This is a genomic window from Paragemmobacter amnigenus (genome assembly GCF_009908265.2).
GTDB lineage: Bacteria > Pseudomonadota > Alphaproteobacteria > Rhodobacterales > Rhodobacteraceae > Paragemmobacter > Paragemmobacter amnigenus.
In genome coordinates this window covers 457,464-472,152 of record NZ_JAAATX020000001.1, presented here as the reverse complement: position 1 = coordinate 472,152, position 14,689 = coordinate 457,464, and the positions used below count along the sequence as shown (strand labels likewise).

The following is a 14,689-nucleotide window of genomic DNA, read 5'->3' as shown; positions in this document are numbered from 1 at the left end:
TGCTCTCGACTGTAGACGGTAAGGCGGGCACCTTGGTGCGGGTTGTTCATCCTGCGGAATCCTCGGCTGGAGTTTGGCGATTGCAGCCTAACCCCGCTTCGGGTGAACAACCTCCCGAGAATTCACACCTAGCGGCGCAGCGTGGCGAGGCGGCGGAAGAGGTCGGCGATGCCTGCGGCGTCGATATTGGCGAAGGCGATGCGGAGCTGGCGGCGGCCTTCGGCGCTGTCGTCGGGCTGGAACATGGTGCCGGGCAGCATGAGGATCGAGGCTTCGTGCACGAGGCGGCGGGCGAGGTCGACCGAGGACATCGGGTAGGGGTGTTCGACATAGGCGAAATAGGCGCCGCAGCCGAGGAGCTTCCAGTCTTCCAGCGCGGCGAATCCCCCCGTCATCGCGGCGCGGCGGGCGAGGATTTCGGCCCGTTCGCCCGCGACCCATTGCGCGAGGTTCCGCATCCCCCAGAGCGCGCCGATCTGGCCCAGTTGCGACGGGCAGATGGCGACGGTGTCGAGGAATTTCTCGACCTCGGCAAGACGGGCGGCGTTGGCGACGATGGCACCCACGCGGTGGCCGGTCAGGCGGTAGGCCTTGGAGAAGCTGTAGAGCTGGATGAGCGTGTCGGACCAGTCGGGATCGGTGAAGAGGTCGTGGGGGCGGCCACCCGTTTCATAGGAATGGCGGCTGTCGAAGTCGCGGTAGGTTTCGTCGACGATGAGCGCGAGGTTGTTGGCGCGGGCGAGGTCGCGGAAGGCGGCCAGCGTTTCGGCGGGATATTCGGATCCGCCGGGGTTGTTGGGGCTGACCAGCACGATGGCGCGGGTGCGCGGCGTGATGAGGCGGGATGCCGCCTCGGCCTCGGGGATCAGTCCCGCGCCGGCGGGCAGGGGGACGGCTTTGACGCCCTGCATGTCGAGCCACATCTTGTGGTTGAAATACCACGGGGTGGGAAGGATCACCTCGTCCCCCGCGCCCGCGAGGGTGGACATGACGGCGGTGAAGGCCTGATTGCAGCCCTGCGTGATGGCGGTCTGGTCGGGCGTGATGGTGCCGTCATAGGCGGCGGACCATTGCGCGGCGATTTCGGCGCGGAGTTCGGGCAGGCCGAGGACGGGGCCGTAGAGATGGGCCGCGTCATTGGTCAGCGCCGCATCGGCGATGGCCTGACGCAGGGCAATGGGCGGCGGGTCGACAGGCGCGGCCTGACTGACATTGATGAGGGGCCGGTCAGCGGGGAAGGTGGCACCCTGAAGCCAGCGGCGTGCCTCCATCACCGGCGGGGGTTCGGTGGCGGCCATTGCGGGGTTCAGGGGCAGGGTCATGGAAGGCTCCGGTTCGCGGTTCGGGGGCAGTCTAGGGCCGGAACGGGCAGGGTGCGACCGCCATTTTGCGCGGGATGCGCATCGTTTGCGACAGGGTGGCGGGTGAGGGTGTGCGGAATGGAGGGGAGGGAGGGGGGTTTGGGCGAACCGGTCGGGTCCCACCCGGGCCCCAAAGGCCCGGGTGGCGGCCGCACCGCCCCCACGGGGCGGCCGCACGTATACGTGCAGCCACCCCGCGGTGCGGCCGCCACCCTAGCGGTGCTCTTTCGAGAATGGGGAGACGATCAATCGCTCCCGCGGAAGGGCTGGACGTATTGCAGCGCCATGTCCCAGGGGAAGAAGATCCACGTGTCCTGCGACACCTCGGTCACATAGGTGTCGACCTGCGGCTTGCCGTGGGGTTTGGCATAGACGGTGGCGCAGTGCGCCTTGGGGTAGAGGCTGCGGATCAGTTCCAGCGTCCTGCCGCTGTCGACGAGGTCATCGACGATCAGGATGCCCGTCCCGTCGCCCATCAGGTCGTGCTGCGGGGCCTTGACCACCTGCGCCTCGCGCCGCTGGTCCTGCGCGCCGCCGCCGGAATGGTAGGATTTCACGCTGATCGTGTCGACCACGCGGATGTCGAGTTCGCGCGAGACGATCATCGCGGGGACGAGGCCGCCGCGCGTGATGCCGACCACGGCCTTCCATGCGCCGCCTTCGCCCGGACCCTTGCCGTCCAGCCGCCATGCCAGTGCGCGGGCATCGCGGTGGATCTGGTCCCAACTGACGTGGAAGCCCTTTTCATGCGGCAGGCGATCGGCGGACATGGTTTCCCCCCAGGGTTCAGGTGAGCGCGACCTTCAGCCCGAGCGCGGCGAGGATGCCGCCGAAGCTGCGGTCGATCAGGGTTTTGAGCGAGAGATAGGCGGCGCGGCTGCGGTCGAAGGAGAAGAGACGCGCGACGAGGACGTTCCACAGGAAATCGGTCGAGAAGACGACGCCAAGGAGCGCGCCCTTGATCCAGAGCGCGGTGTCGGGCGGGACCATGCCGGCAAAGACCGCGCCGAAGAAGACGACGGGTTTGGGGTTGGCAAGCTGGGTCGTGATGCCCTTCCACAGCGCGGCGGGGCCGGATTGCGGCAGCCGCGCGTCAGTCGCACCGGTGGAGAGCGGTTCGGGCGCGTGGCGCCACATCTGGTAGGCGATCCAGACCAGGTAGGCACCCCCCGCGATCTTCAGCACCGTCAGCAGGGCGGGGGCGACCTTGAACAGCACCGCCAGCCCGAAGAGCGCGCACACGGCCCAGAACACCGCGCCCGCGCCGATGCCCGCCGCCATCCAGATGCCCATCCGCAGCCCCTGCGTCACGCCCGTGCGGGCGGTCATCAGGACGGCCGGGCCGGGGCTGATCGCGGCCATGAGCTGCACGGTCGCAAGCGCGAGGAAGGCGGCCAGCGTCATTCCTTGCCGTTCCGCCCCGTGACCGCGTCGATGTCGGGGGCGTCCACCGCCTTCATGCCGACGACGTGGTAGCCTGCATCCACGTGCAGGTTCTCGCCCGTGGTGCCGCTGCCCAGATCTGAGAGCAGGTAGAGCGCGGCCTTGCCCACCTCTTCCTGCGTGACGTTGCGGCGCAGGGGGGAGTTCAGTTCGTTCCACTTCATGATGTAGCGGAAATCGCCGATGCCCGAGGCGGCGAGCGTCTTGATGGGGCCGGCCGAGATCGCGTTGACGCGGATGCCGTCCTTGCCGAGGTCTTCGGCGATGTATTTCACCGACGATTCCAGCGCGGCCTTGGCAAGGCCCATGACGTTGTAATGCGGCATGACCTTTTCCGCCCCGTAATAGGTCAGCGTCAGGAGCGAGCCGCCATCGGGCATCATCGCCGCCGCGCGCTGGCAGACGGCGGTGAAGGAATAGACCGAGATGTCCATGGTCATCAGGAAGTTCTGGCGGGTCGTGTCGACATAGCGGCCGCGCAGTTCGGCCTTGTCCGAAAAGCCGATGGCGTGGACGAGGAAGTCGATCTTGCCCCAGTCGGCCTTGAGCGCGGCGAACATCGCGTCCATCGACGCCTCGTCCGTGACGTCGCATTCGAAGAGCTTGGGCGTGCCGATCGAGGCGGCGAGCGGTTCGACGCGTTTCTTCAGCGCCTCGCCCTGATAGGAGAAGGCCATTTCGGCGCCGTGGTCGGCAAGCGCCTTGGCGATGCCCCAGGCGATGGATTTGTCATTGGCCAGCCCCATGATGAGGCCGCGCTTTCCTGCCATAAGTCCGGTTGACATTGCCTGTCCCTCGCCCACCCTAAGTGTTGTGGTTGACGTGTAGGCGATCCGCAGGGCTGCATCAAGGGCGGCCCGGATCCTTGCGTCGCGGGAAGGTTTGGACAGGAATATCATGGACAGAAGCGGTATTTTCGCGGGCGACGACCCCTTTGCCATCGCGCGGGCATGGCTGGCCGAGGCCGAGCCGGTGGAGCCGAACGATCCGAATGCCATCGCGCTGGCCACCGTGGATGCGGAGGGGATGCCCAATGTGCGGATGGTGCTGTTGAAGGAGATCGAGGCGGATGCCTTTGTCTTCTACACCAATTACGGGTCGAAGAAGGGGCAGGAGATCGCGGCGAGCGGCAAGGCCGCCTTCGTGCTGCACTGGAAGAGCCTGCGCCGCCAGATCCGCGTGCGGGGGGTGACCGAGCGGGAAGAGGGGCCGCAGGCCGACGAATACTATGCCAGTCGCAGCCTGAAGAGCCGTCTGGGGGCATGGGCCTCGCGCCAGTCGGAGCCGCTGTCGTCGCGCGCGGCGCTGTTGGCCGAGGTGGCGAAGGTGACTGCGCAGCAGGGACCGATTCCCCGCCGTCCGCCGTTCTGGGGGGGCATCCGCATCCGTCCGGTGGAGATCGAATTCTGGGCCGACGGCCAGTTCCGCCTGCATGACCGTTTCCGCTGGACGCGCGGGGGTAACGATAAACCTTGGACGGTGGAGCGGCTCAATCCCTAAGCAGCGGAAAAAATTCGCTGTTTGGGAGTTCTGTTTAAAACTGGTTAAGAATTGGGCCTTGAATCTCGGCTTCAATTCGCGGCATGTCTTGGGCTGGGGCTTACTCTGGGGAATGGCTCTTCCATGATTGAAGATGATAGAGCCGTGCAAACTGTGCATGGCCGAGTGAAATGGTTCGATCCCGGCAAGGGATTTGGGTTCATCGTTGCGGATGAGGGTGGTGCTGATATCCTCCTTCATGCGAATGTGCTGCGCAATTACGGCCAGAATTCCGTGGCCGATGGCGCAGTGATCACGGTGAAGGTGCAGATGACGCAGCGTGGCGTTCAGGCGGTGGAGGTCGTTTCGATCGAACCGCCGCAGGGGGTGGCGTTCCCGTTGGGGGACGAGAATGCGCCCGCCGATCCCGAAGAGATCGCACGGCTGCCGCTGGAACCCGCGCGGGTGAAGTGGTTCGACAAGGCCAAGGGCTTTGGCTTTGCCAATGTCTTCGGGCGTCCCGAGGATGTGTTCATCCATATCGAGGTGTTGCGCGTGTCGGGCTTTGCCGATCTTCAGGCGGGCGAGGCGATCTGCCTGCGTATCGTCGAGGGCAAGCGCGGGCGCATGGCGGTGCAGGTGGTATCTTGGGAAGCGGCAACGCGGCAGTCTGGCTGATCGCGGCGGCGGTCGGTCTGCAGGCGGGCGCGGCCGTTGCGGCCTGCGCGCCCGATGCCGTCGAGATCCGCGGACCGTCGGGTCAGCAGCGCTTTGCCGTCGAGGTGGCCGATGACGGGGCCGAACGGGCGCAGGGTCTGATGTTCCGCGAGAGCATGCCGATGTCCGCAGGGATGCTGTTCGTCTATGACGCACCGCAACGGGCGGCGTTCTGGATGAAGAACACGCTGATCCCGCTGGACATGATCTTTGCCGACGAGACGGGGCGGATCCGGCGCGTCCATGCACAGGCTGTGCCGGGGGACACGACACCCATCGAGGGCGGAGAGGGCATCCGCTTTGTGCTGGAGATCAATGGCGGTCTGGCGGCACGCATGGGGATCGTCGAAGGGGCGGAATTGCGCCATCCGGCGATCCCGCAGCGCACGGCGGCGTGGCCCTGCGAGTGATTTCGGCGCGCGGGGCGCTTTTCAATCCGGCGATGGCAGGATAAGGGTGCAGCGTTCGGGGCGTGGCGCAGTCTGGTAGCGCGACGGTTTTGGGTACCGTAGGTCGTAGGTTCGAATCCTATCGCCCCGACCAGTGATCGCTGCCAGTGATCGCTGCGGCCTTCGGGCCGGTCCTTTCCGGAAATATCGCCAGAACGGCACAGCTTGCGTTGATTACCGCGGGCTTGCGGCATAACCTTCGGCCCATGATCACGCAGAAGATGAAATACGCGCTGAAGGCGCTTCTGGTGCTGGCCGACGAGGCGGCAAAGGAGCATCCGGAACCGTTGACCATCGAGGTGATCGCCAAACGGTCGGGCACGCCGAAGCGGTTTCTGGAGCATATCCTGCTGGAAGTCCGCAATGCGGGCGTGATCGCGTCGATCCGCGGCCGGTCGGGCGGATACAGCCTGATCAAGAAGCCCGGCGAAGTGTCGATCTCGGAGCTTTTGCGGACGATCGACGGGCCCATCGCGCCCTTGCCCTGCCTGTCGCGCCGCGCCTATCAGCGCTGCGAGGATTGCACGGACGAGGCGACCTGCCGCATCCGCAAGGTCTTTGCCGAGGTGTTCTGGTCCTATCTGCTGATCATCGAGTCGCTGACGCTGGAGGATATGTTGCGGTCCGGCGCAGTGGCGGAGCAGGTTCTCGGCGCGGGATAAGGCGGCGGGCGGTTCAACCGCAGGGCCACCGACACGCTGCGGTTGCATACCTCGGAAGGATAGATGAACCTGTGCCGGAACCGTCCTACATCTGGACGAACCGGGGAGGACAGGCATGTTTGGATCGGCGTCAGTCGTGGCGGGAACGGGGCGGGGGCTTGCGCTTGCGCTGTTGCTTGCGGGGGCGGCGGCGGGTTCCGGGGCCGCGCTGGCCGAGCCGCTGGTCGCGCCGGCGGGCGAGGTGATCCTGACCGTCGGCGGCAAGCTGGGCCAGACCAACAGCCCCGAGGGCGCGGTCTTCGACCTTGCCATGCTGGAGTCGCTGGCGCCGGTGGAGATCGAGACCAGCACGATCTGGACCGACGGGGTGCAGGTGTTCCGCGGTGTGCCGCTGGCGGTTCTGCTGGCACGGCTGGAGGCCGAGGGCGAGGTGATCCGCGCAAGGGCGCTGAACGACTACACGGTCGAGATTCCGGTGGCCGATGCGGTAGAGGGCGGGCCGATCCTTGCCTTCGAACAGAACGGAAAGCCGCTGTCGGTGCGGGACAAGGGGCCGCTCTGGGTGGTCTATCCCTATGATGCGGTGACGGACTACCAGTCCGAGGTGATCTATGCGCGGTCGATCTGGCAGGTCGCGCGGATGGATGTGGAATAGGGCGGTCCGCTTGCCCGCGGGCGGTTTGCGCGCCATATCGGAGCTTTGGCCCCCCGCCCCGTGACCGGGCGCAGCAACGGGGGGTGCCGCAGGCCGGAGCTGGCATGACCTTTCGTTTCGACAATTCGTGGATCGCCGCGCTGCCGGGCACCTATCTTGCGGCGGCGCCCGACCCGGCGCCCGCGCCGCGTCTGCTGGCCTTCAACCGCAGGCTGGCCGAGGGGCTGGGTCTGGATGCGGCGGCGCTGGAGACCGAGGCGGCAGAGCTGCTGTCGGGCGCGCGGCTGCCTGCGGGGGCCGAGCCCATCGCGCAGGCCTATGCGGGGCATCAGTTCGGGGGCTTCTCGCCGCAACTGGGCGACGGGCGGGCGCATCTGTTGGGCGAGGTGGTCGACGGGACGGGGCGGCGCTGGGACATCCAGCTGAAGGGGTCGGGGCGGACGCCGTTTTCGCGGGGCGGGGATGGCAAGGCCGCCGTGGGGCCGATGCTGCGGGAATATGTGATGGGCGAGGCGATGGCGGCGCTGGGCATCCCCACGACGCGGGCGCTGGCCGTGGTGGCGACGGGGGCGCCCGTGCTGCGCGAGGTGGAATTGCCGGGCGCGGTGCTGACGCGGGTGGCGGCAAGCCATATCCGCGTGGGCACGTTCCAGTTCTTTGCCGCGCGGGGGGATCAGGCGCAGGTTCGCAAGCTCGCCGATTACACCATCGCGCGGCATTACCCCGACTGCGCGGGGGCGGAGAACCCCTATGTCGCCTTGTTCGATCAGGTGATCGCGCGGCAGGCGCGGCTGATCGCGCAATGGATGGGGGTGGGGTTCATCCACGGGGTGATGAATACCGACAATATGGCGCTGTCGGGGGAAACCATCGACTATGGGCCTTGCGCCTTTATGGAAGGATATGCCGCGGGGACGGTGTTTTCGTCGATCGACCACGGCGGTCGCTATGCCTATGCCAACCAGCCGCTGATTTTGGGGTGGAACCTTGCGCGGCTGGCGGAAAGCCTGCTGGGGCTGTTCGATGCCGATCAGGACCGCGCGGTGGATATGGCCAACGGTCTGCTGGAGGGGATCGCGGGGCGGTATCGCGCGGAATGGGTCGCGGTGATGCGGGCCAAGCTGGGGCTGGCGGGGGCCGAGGAGGGGGATGGCGATCTGGCCGACGGGCTGCTGGCCGTGATGGAGGGGCAGGGGGCGGACTGGACGCTGGTCTTCCGGCGTCTGGCGGGGGCGGTGGGGGGCGATGCGACGGGGATCGCGCCGCTCTTCGATGACCCGACGGGCTTGCGCGACTGGCTGCCACGCTGGCAGGCGCGGCTGGCGCCCGATGCGGCCTCTCGCATCCGTGCGGCCAATCCGGCGGTGATCCCGCGCAACCACAAGGTCGAAGAGGCGCTGGCGGCGGCGACGGGCGGCGACATGGCGCCTTTCGACGCGCTGGTCGCCGCCGTGTCGGAGCCGTTCGTGGAGCGCGAGGCCTATATGCTGCCCGCGCCGCAGGGCTTTGGCCGCTATGTGACCTTCTGCGGAACGTAAGTTGACCTTCGCCGCGGGGCGGGTAAGCATCGTGCCCATGGCAGCGCGTTCCGATATCCATGACAGGCTGGCCGCGTCCCTGCGCGAGGCGCGGCGCGCGCGCGGGCTGTCGCTGGATGCGGTGGCGAAGCTGTCGGGCGTGTCGCGGTCCATGGTCAGCCAGATCGAGCGGGGGGAAAGCTCGCCCACGGTTGCCACGCTGTGGAACCTGACGCAGGCGTTGCAGGTGGATTTCGCGGGGCTGCTGGAGGGAAAACCCGCGGCGGGGATCGAGGTGACGCGGGCGGGTGCCGCGCCGGTGATCGCGCGGTCGGCGGGGGTGCGTATCCGCATCCTGTCACCGGCCGAGGCGGTGGGCGAGCACGAGGTTTATGACATCACCTTCGAGGCGGGCGCGGCCCTGCTGTCCGAGCCGCATTCGGCGGGCTGCCGCGAGCATCTGACGGTGGTCGAGGGGCATCTGGCCGTGCAGTCGGGCGACGAGGAGGAGAGGCTGGGTCCAGGGGACACGGCGCGCTATGCCGCCGACCGTGCCCATGCCATCCGCGCCGAGGGCGGGGCGGCACGGGCGATCCTGATCGTTCAGGGCAGCTGAGGCGGCTTTACCTTTTGCAACATTTTCTGCCGCATATTGCGCGGTTTCCTGCAGTTCCTTTGAATATTTCGCGTATTCGCCCCCGTCAGGGTGTCAGCCGGACGGGGGGCAGGAGTTCCGCGATCTCGCGCCGGAAGGACAGGGCGTCGCCACGGTCGGGGCTGTCCAGTTCCTCGGCATAGCGGCGGCCTGCATAGGTGGCCCATGCGATGGGGCCGGGTGCGGCGGCGTCGCCGATGAGTTTCAGCGAGGCGATGCCTGCGGCCTGCCAGTCCTGAGCGCGGGTGGCGTGGAAGAGGCTGTCGTTGGGGATGCGGGACGTGACCATCAGGACGGCGTCGCAGGGGATGGTGGTGGTCCGACCGCTCCATGTGCAGGTGAGGTCGGCGGCAGTGGCGTGGATCGTGTCGGGGGCGTGGGAGAGGTGGATGTGGACGGCAAGGTCTGACAGGCGGCGCTGGATGGTGGATTGTTCCAGCGTGTTGTCGGTCCATTCGGCGACCTTCACGGCGGGGGTGACGAAATGGACGGTGCATCCGCGTTGGACGAGGAGTTCGGCAAGGACGGACCCCATGTAGAAATGGTCGTCGTCGTAGAGCAGGACGGTGCCTGCGGTCGGACCGCCGCCTGACATCAGGTCGTCGGGGGTGAAGACCGGCATGGCGGGATCGGTGGGGATCGGGTGCAGGTGCAGGCGGGCCACCGCATCTCGGCGCCAGTGGCAGCCGGTGGCGATGGCGACATGTTCGATGCCGAAGGACAGGATGTCGTCGGGCGTCAGGCGGCTGTCGAGATAGGTTTGCACATTGGGCATGGGGGCGATCTGGCCCGCGCGGTAATCGGCCACGCGGCCCCATGCGGACAGGCCCGGAAGGGTGCGTTCACGGGCGACGCGGCCACCGAGTTGGGTGGTGGCTTCGGCCAGCGTCACCTGATAGCCGCGTTTGCCGAGGATATGCGCGGCCTCCAGCCCTGCGGGGCCTGCGCCCACGATCAGGACGCTTTCGGATTTGCCCTTGGGGTGCATCCGTTCGGGGTGCCATCCCTTGCGCCATTCCTCCATGAAGGCGGTGTTCTGGGTGCAGCGGCTGATGCCTTGGGTCATGTCGCCGGACACACAGATGTTGCAGCCGATGCATTCGCGGATGTCGTCGAAGCGGCCTTCCTCGATCTTTTTGGGCAGGAAGGGATCGGCGATGGAGGGGCGGGCGGCGCCGATGAAGTCGAGGATGCCCGCCTTGATCTGGCGGACCATGGCATCCGCGCTGGTGAAGCGGCCAACGCCCACGACGGGCTTCGAGGTGAGTTGTTTTATGCCCTTGACGAGGTCCTCTTGCGCGCCTTCGGGTTTGAAGCGGGAGGTGCCGGAGCAGGCCTCCCACGTGCCTTGCGCCAGATCCCAGATATCGGGCAGGTCGCCGTGCATTTCGATGAAGTCGCGCAGTTCGGCGTTGGAGAAGCCCATTTCGCCTGCCTCGTGCAGGGACAGGCGGAGGGAGATGGCGAGCTCGCCTTTGGTTTCCTCGCGCGCCTCGTCCACGATTTCGCGCAGGAAGCGGGCGCGGTTTTCCAGGCTGCCGCCGTATTCGTCGGTGCGGTGGTTGGTGTTGCGCGACAGGAAATGTTGCAGGATGCCGAAGCCGTGGGCGCCGTAAAGGCAGATCAGGTCGAAGCCTGCGGTCTGTGACCGGCGGAAGGCGTTGCGGAACCAGCGGCGCAGGTCGCGGATATCTTCGCGGTCCATGGTGCGGGCCTGCACGGGGTCGGAGGTGAAGGTCAGGATGGGGCCGCCCGTGACGGCAAGGGGCACTTCGCGGGAATAGAGGTTGGGGCCGTTGATGCCGGAATAGGCAAGCTGGATGCCCGCCAGCGCGCCGTGGGATTTCATCGCGTCCGCCATGCGGGCGAGGGCGGGGATGTCGCGGTCGTCCCAGAGGTGCTGTTCGATGAAGGGGGTGATTTCGGATGTGGGGTGAATCTCGGTCTGTTCGGTGAAGATGACGCCCCAGCCGCCTTCGGCCTTGGTGCGGCGCATTTCGACGACGGCGGAAGGGTCGCGGTAGCCGCCGCCGTTACAATGGGGGACCTGATAAAAGCGGTTCTTGGCGAGTTTCGGCCCGATGCGGAGGGGCTGAAACAGGATGTCATAGCGGCTGTCGCTTGTGTCTTTGGGCATGATGGCCTCAAACTGGGCGGAAATCTGTGAGTTGGGTTTGCAAAAGGGCGGGGTCGGGCTGGCGGGCGATGTCGGTGACGATCAGCGTTTCCGTGGTTCCCGCCATGCCGAGGATCGCCGCGTCGGGGGCGGCGATGATGGAGGTGCCGCAATAGGTGATGTCGCCTTCCGTCCCGCAGTAATTGGCATAGGCGATGGTCAGGCCGTGGTTGATGGCATGGGCGGGGACCACGAGGCGGGACACATGGGTGTTGGGTTCGGGGTTCGCGGTGGGCACGAGGAGGAGCCGGGTGCCCTGCGCCGCCAAGGTGCGGTTGAGGTGGGCGAATTCCACGTCGTAGCAGATGAGCATTGCGGTGCGGATGCCGTTCAGGTCGAAGGTGGAGACGGCGTTGCCGGGGGCGTAGATGGATTTCTCGCGCGGGCCGAAAAGTTGGATCTTGCGGTAATGGCTGATCTCGCGGCCCGTCGCGTCGATGGCCACGGCGGAATTGTAGACGTGGTCGCCGTCGCGTTCGGCATAGCCGATGACGATGCCGCAGCCGTGCTGGCGCGTCAGGGCGGCAAGGCGTTGGTGCCACGGGCCGCCGCGGGGTTGGGCGCGGGCGGGGATGTCGGGCTGGTTGTAGCCGGGCAGGTAGATTTCGGGCGCCACAAGGGTGACGGCGCCCTGTACGGCGGCGGCGCGCAGGGCGGCGTCGATCGCGGCGAAGGCCGTGTCGTCCGATCCTTCGGGAGAGGTGGTCTGCCAGAGGGCGATGGCGAAGGGCATGGCGGCTCCGTTCCCCCCGGAGGGGGTCTTGTTCCTTGGGGGGTGAGGGGGGCCGGAATGGCCCCCCTGCGGGTGTTACTTCTTCAGGTTGGTCCAGATCGCGTCATAGAGCTTTTGCGTTTCCGCATCGCAGGCCTGCGCGAAGACGCCCGGCGTCGCGTCGGCGGGCGGGTTGTTTTCGGGGCTGTTCTTGATCGCGTCGTCGAGGAAGGGTTCGACCCCCGTCACGCCCGAGGTATAGGCCGCGTAATTCGTCACGGCGGCGGCGTTTTCGGGTTCAAGCAGGAAGTTCATGAACTTGATCGCATTGTCGCGGTTGGGCGCGTCCTTCAGCAGGACCATGTTGTCCATCCACAGGACGTGGCCTTCCTTGGGGTAGGAATATTCGACATTCGCCCCTTCGGCGCGGGCCTTGGCGGAAAAGCCGTTGTAGATCATCCCCGCCGCCGCGTCGCCCGACACCAGCACGTCCTTTGACGTGTCCGAGCCGAAGGAGGCCCAGTGCTGCTTGGCGTTCAGCAGCATGTCGTTGAGCGCCTTGAGCTGGTCGCGGTCGGTCGTGCATTGCGGGATGCCGAGGTAGAGCGAGCCGAGGATCAGCACCTCGTTCTGGCTGTCGAGCACGTTGATCTTGCCCTGCAGTTCCGGCGGCGGGTCGAAGATGATGCCCAGCGAGGAGATGTCGCCCTGATAGACGTCGCGGTTCACCGAGAAGGAGGTGCCGCCCCACTGGTAGGGGATCGACGACTTGCGGCCGGTGTCGAAATAGACATCCATCCACTGGGGCGCGATGTTGCCGTGGTTGGGCATTTCCTCGGGCGTGAAGGTGTCGAGCATCCCTTCGTCGGCCATGATCTTGACCATGAAATCGGCGGGGACGGCGACGTCATACTGGCCCAGCTTGCCGGCCTTGAGCGCGGCGAGCATGGATTCGTTGCTGTCATAGGTGTCGATGGTGACTTCGATCCCCGTCTCGGCGGTGAATTTGTCCACCAGTTCCTGCGGGATGTATTCGAACCAGTGATAGACCGAGAGCTTGCCTTCGGCATGGGCCGCGCCTGCGAGCAGGGCAAAGGCGGTGGCGGTGGTCAGCAGTTTCTTCATTTGGGACTCCCTGTTTGGGTTCAGGACCGGGTTCTTTGCCCGATGCGGTTGACGAGGTAGGAAAGGGTGACGAACAGGACCGACACGGCCAGCATCATGGTGGAGATGGCCATGATGTTGGGTTTGATCCCCTGCTTGACCGATCCGAAGATGGCGGTGGGCAGGGTTTCCATGCCCGCGCCCTTGACGAAGTTCGTGATGATGAAATCGTCCAGCGAGATGATGAAGGCGAGCAGGAAACCCGACAGGATGCCCGGCATCATCAGCGGCAGCAGGATCAGCCGGAACGCCTGCGCGCGGGTGGCATAGAGGTCGCGGGCGGCCTGTTCATAGGTCTCTTCGATCCCTTGCAGGCGGGCTGCGATGGGCAGGTAGGCGAAGGGGATGCAGAAGGTGATATGGGCGATGAGGATGGTCATGTAGCCCGTGGTCAGGCCAATGGCGGAAAAGAAGATGAGCGTGGCGACTGCGGTGACGATCTCGGGCACCATGAGGGGCAGGTTGATCAGCGCGAAGGTGGCGGATTTGCCCTTGAAGCGGCCGCCGCGGATCATGGCGACACTGGCCGCGACCGCGATGGCGGTGGCGGTGGTGGCGGCGAGGATGGCGATGGTGATGGAATTCCACGCCGCCGCCTTGAAGCGGGGCGCGTCGGGGCCGGTGAAGACATCGGCATACCAGCGCCACGAGAAGCCGCCCCATGTGGTGATCGAGGTGGAGCCGTTGAAGCTGTAGCCCGTCACGACGATGAGGGGGGCGTAGAGGATGACAAGGCAGGCCACCGCCATGGCCAGAAAGCCGGGGTAATGGCGCACACCCTTCATCGCGCATCCCCCTTGGTCTGCGCGCGGGCATAGACCGTCAGCACGATCAGGACGAGCGTCATCAGGATCATCGCCGCAGCCGCACCGAAGGGCCAGTTCCCCTGCGAGCCGCGGAACTGTTCGTCGATGAGCGAGCCGATCATGAAGGTCTTGGCGCCGCCCAGGAGGTCGGGCGCGAGGAAGGCACCCAGCGAGGGCACGAAGACAAGGATGCAGCCCGCAATGATGCCGGGTTTGACGACGGGCAGGACGATTTCCCGCAAGGTCACCCAGCGGCTGGCGTAGAGGTCGGCAGCCGCCTCGGACAGGGCGAAGTTGTAGCGTTCGACGGCGGCGTAGACGGGCAGCACCATGAAGGGCAGGTAGCTGTAGAACAGGCCCAGCTGCACGGCGAGGTTGGTGTTCACCAGTGGCAGCGGGTCGGTGATGAGGCCCAGCGCCATCAGGCTTTCGTTCAGGGGGCCGTTCTCGCGGATCAGGAATTTCAGGCTGACCGTGCGGATCAGAAGGTTGACCCAATAGGGCACGGTGACCAGAAAAAGCCAGACCGCGCGGGTGCGGGCGGGCCTTGTGGCGATGAACCATGCGGTGGGGAAGCCCACGATCAGGCAGATCAGCGTGGCCAGTGCCGCCTGCCAGATGGAGCGCCAGAAGATCGTGATGTAGGTCCATTCGATGACGGGCGGTTCGTCCCCGAAAAGGCCGCGGTTCAGGAAGAACTGGTCATAGGCCGCAAGGGTGAAGTCCCAGACCACACCGCCGCGGAATTCCTTGGTCAGGAAGCTGTAGACCGCCATGAGGAGAACCGGCAGCACGAGGAAGATGCCGATCATCACCCATGTGGGGATCAAGAGCGGGCCCACGATGGCGCGGTAGCCCGTGCCGTTGCCCTGCGGTGCGGGCGTCATCCCCCC

The 14,689-nt window shown here is 66.3% G+C and carries 16 protein-coding genes and 1 tRNA gene; 8 read left to right on the top strand and 9 right to left on the bottom strand.

The features are described from left to right. Window positions 1-128 precede the first annotated feature (128 nt). From GU927_RS02400 to fabI, 4 genes are all read right to left on the bottom strand, one after another. Window positions 129-1,322 carry an aminotransferase gene (locus GU927_RS02400; RefSeq protein ID WP_161760724.1) on the bottom strand — a complete coding sequence of 398 codons (1,194 nt, stop codon included), beginning with the start codon at window positions 1,320-1,322 and terminating at the stop codon, window positions 129-131. Window positions 1,323-1,606: 284 nt separating this feature from the next. After that, window positions 1,607-2,131, bottom strand: a complete 525-nt coding sequence (gene gpt / locus GU927_RS02395; RefSeq protein ID WP_161760723.1) for a xanthine phosphoribosyltransferase — start codon at window positions 2,129-2,131, stop codon at window positions 1,607-1,609. A gap of 16 nt (window positions 2,132-2,147) precedes the next feature. Next, window positions 2,148-2,765 carry a LysE family translocator gene (locus tag GU927_RS02390; protein WP_161760722.1) on the bottom strand — a complete coding sequence of 206 codons (618 nt, stop codon included), beginning with the start codon at window positions 2,763-2,765 and terminating at the stop codon, window positions 2,148-2,150. Next, complete coding sequence (gene fabI / locus GU927_RS02385) at window positions 2,762-3,589, bottom strand: enoyl-ACP reductase FabI (RefSeq protein WP_161760721.1); 828 nt, start codon at window positions 3,587-3,589, stop codon at window positions 2,762-2,764. The genes GU927_RS02390 and fabI overlap by 4 nt, the downstream gene beginning before the upstream one ends. Window positions 3,590-3,701: 112 nt before the next feature. Between fabI and pdxH the strand changes: the two genes are divergently transcribed. From pdxH to GU927_RS02345, 8 genes are all read left to right on the top strand, one after another. After that, window positions 3,702-4,304, top strand: a complete 603-nt coding sequence (gene pdxH / locus GU927_RS02380; protein WP_161760720.1) for a pyridoxamine 5'-phosphate oxidase — start codon at window positions 3,702-3,704, stop codon at window positions 4,302-4,304. A gap of 123 nt (window positions 4,305-4,427) precedes the next feature. Further along, window positions 4,428-4,961: a cold-shock protein gene (locus GU927_RS02375; protein WP_161760719.1), complete on the top strand. Its 534-nt coding sequence runs from the start codon at window positions 4,428-4,430 to the stop codon at window positions 4,959-4,961. Beyond that, window positions 4,931-5,410: a DUF192 domain-containing protein gene (locus GU927_RS02370; protein WP_161760718.1), complete on the top strand. Its 480-nt coding sequence runs from the start codon at window positions 4,931-4,933 to the stop codon at window positions 5,408-5,410. Before GU927_RS02375 ends, GU927_RS02370 begins: the two co-directional genes overlap by 31 nt. A gap of 56 nt (window positions 5,411-5,466) precedes the next feature. Then, window positions 5,467-5,543 (top strand) — tRNA-Pro (locus GU927_RS02365). Between the two features lie 112 nt (window positions 5,544-5,655). After that, entirely contained in the window at window positions 5,656-6,111 is a 456-nt protein-coding gene (locus GU927_RS02360) for an Rrf2 family transcriptional regulator (protein ID WP_161760717.1), read from the top strand. A 115-nt stretch (window positions 6,112-6,226) separates the two neighbouring features. After that, window positions 6,227-6,766, top strand: coding sequence for a molybdopterin-dependent oxidoreductase (locus GU927_RS02355; RefSeq protein ID WP_161760716.1), 540 nt, complete (start codon window positions 6,227-6,229; stop codon window positions 6,764-6,766). A 104-nt stretch (window positions 6,767-6,870) separates the two neighbouring features. Further along, entirely contained in the window at window positions 6,871-8,304 is a 1,434-nt protein-coding gene (locus GU927_RS02350) for a protein adenylyltransferase SelO (protein ID WP_161760715.1), read from the top strand. A 37-nt stretch (window positions 8,305-8,341) separates the two neighbouring features. Further along, a complete protein-coding gene (locus GU927_RS02345; RefSeq protein ID WP_161760714.1) occupies window positions 8,342-8,899 on the top strand; it encodes a helix-turn-helix domain-containing protein in 558 nt (185 codons plus the stop codon). Window positions 8,900-8,984: 85 nt separating this feature from the next. Here GU927_RS02345 and GU927_RS02340 read toward each other — a convergent pair whose 3' ends face one another. The 5 genes from GU927_RS02340 to GU927_RS02320 all read right to left on the bottom strand — a co-directional run bounded on the left by GU927_RS02340 (window position 8,985) and on the right by GU927_RS02320 (window position 14,683). Further along, window positions 8,985-11,075: an oxidoreductase gene (locus tag GU927_RS02340; RefSeq protein WP_161760713.1), complete on the bottom strand. Its 2,091-nt coding sequence runs from the start codon at window positions 11,073-11,075 to the stop codon at window positions 8,985-8,987. Between the two features lie 7 nt (window positions 11,076-11,082). Then, on the bottom strand, window positions 11,083-11,847 hold the full coding sequence (locus tag GU927_RS02335; RefSeq protein ID WP_161760712.1) for a carbon-nitrogen hydrolase family protein: 765 nt from the start codon (window positions 11,845-11,847) through the stop codon (window positions 11,083-11,085). A 75-nt stretch (window positions 11,848-11,922) separates the two neighbouring features. Continuing rightward, window positions 11,923-12,951 (bottom strand): extracellular solute-binding protein, encoded by a 1,029-nt coding sequence (locus tag GU927_RS02330; protein ID WP_161760711.1) that lies wholly within the window; start codon window positions 12,949-12,951, stop codon window positions 11,923-11,925. 20 nt (window positions 12,952-12,971) lie between these two features. Further along, entirely contained in the window at window positions 12,972-13,775 is an 804-nt protein-coding gene (locus tag GU927_RS02325; RefSeq protein WP_161760710.1) for an ABC transporter permease, read from the bottom strand. Further along, window positions 13,772-14,683, bottom strand: a complete 912-nt coding sequence (locus GU927_RS02320; protein WP_217765503.1) for an ABC transporter permease — start codon at window positions 14,681-14,683, stop codon at window positions 13,772-13,774. The genes GU927_RS02325 and GU927_RS02320 overlap by 4 nt, the downstream gene beginning before the upstream one ends. Window positions 14,684-14,689 lie beyond the last annotated feature (6 nt).

Coding starts and splice junctions, on each gene's coding strand:
- GU927_RS02400 (WP_161760724.1), bottom strand. CDS start 1,322: ATGACCCTGCCCCTGAACCCCGCAATGGCCGCCACCGAACCCCCGCCG.
- gpt (WP_161760723.1), bottom strand. CDS start 2,131: ATGTCCGCCGATCGCCTGCCGCATGAAAAGGGCTTCCACGTCAGTTGG.
- GU927_RS02390 (WP_161760722.1), bottom strand. CDS start 2,765: ATGACGCTGGCCGCCTTCCTCGCGCTTGCGACCGTGCAGCTCATGGCC.
- fabI (WP_161760721.1), bottom strand. CDS start 3,589: ATGTCAACCGGACTTATGGCAGGAAAGCGCGGCCTCATCATGGGGCTG.
- pdxH (WP_161760720.1), top strand. CDS start 3,702: ATGGACAGAAGCGGTATTTTCGCGGGCGACGACCCCTTTGCCATCGCG.
- GU927_RS02375 (WP_161760719.1), top strand. CDS start 4,428: ATGATTGAAGATGATAGAGCCGTGCAAACTGTGCATGGCCGAGTGAAA.
- GU927_RS02360 (WP_161760717.1), top strand. CDS start 5,656: ATGATCACGCAGAAGATGAAATACGCGCTGAAGGCGCTTCTGGTGCTG.
- GU927_RS02355 (WP_161760716.1), top strand. CDS start 6,227: ATGTTTGGATCGGCGTCAGTCGTGGCGGGAACGGGGCGGGGGCTTGCG.
- GU927_RS02350 (WP_161760715.1), top strand. CDS start 6,871: ATGACCTTTCGTTTCGACAATTCGTGGATCGCCGCGCTGCCGGGCACC.
- GU927_RS02345 (WP_161760714.1), top strand. CDS start 8,342: ATGGCAGCGCGTTCCGATATCCATGACAGGCTGGCCGCGTCCCTGCGC.
- GU927_RS02340 (WP_161760713.1), bottom strand. CDS start 11,075: ATGCCCAAAGACACAAGCGACAGCCGCTATGACATCCTGTTTCAGCCC.
- GU927_RS02335 (WP_161760712.1), bottom strand. CDS start 11,847: ATGCCCTTCGCCATCGCCCTCTGGCAGACCACCTCTCCCGAAGGATCG.
- GU927_RS02330 (WP_161760711.1), bottom strand. CDS start 12,951: ATGAAGAAACTGCTGACCACCGCCACCGCCTTTGCCCTGCTCGCAGGC.
- GU927_RS02325 (WP_161760710.1), bottom strand. CDS start 13,775: ATGAAGGGTGTGCGCCATTACCCCGGCTTTCTGGCCATGGCGGTGGCC.
- GU927_RS02320 (WP_217765503.1), bottom strand. CDS start 14,683: ATGACGCCCGCACCGCAGGGCAACGGCACGGGCTACCGCGCCATCGTG.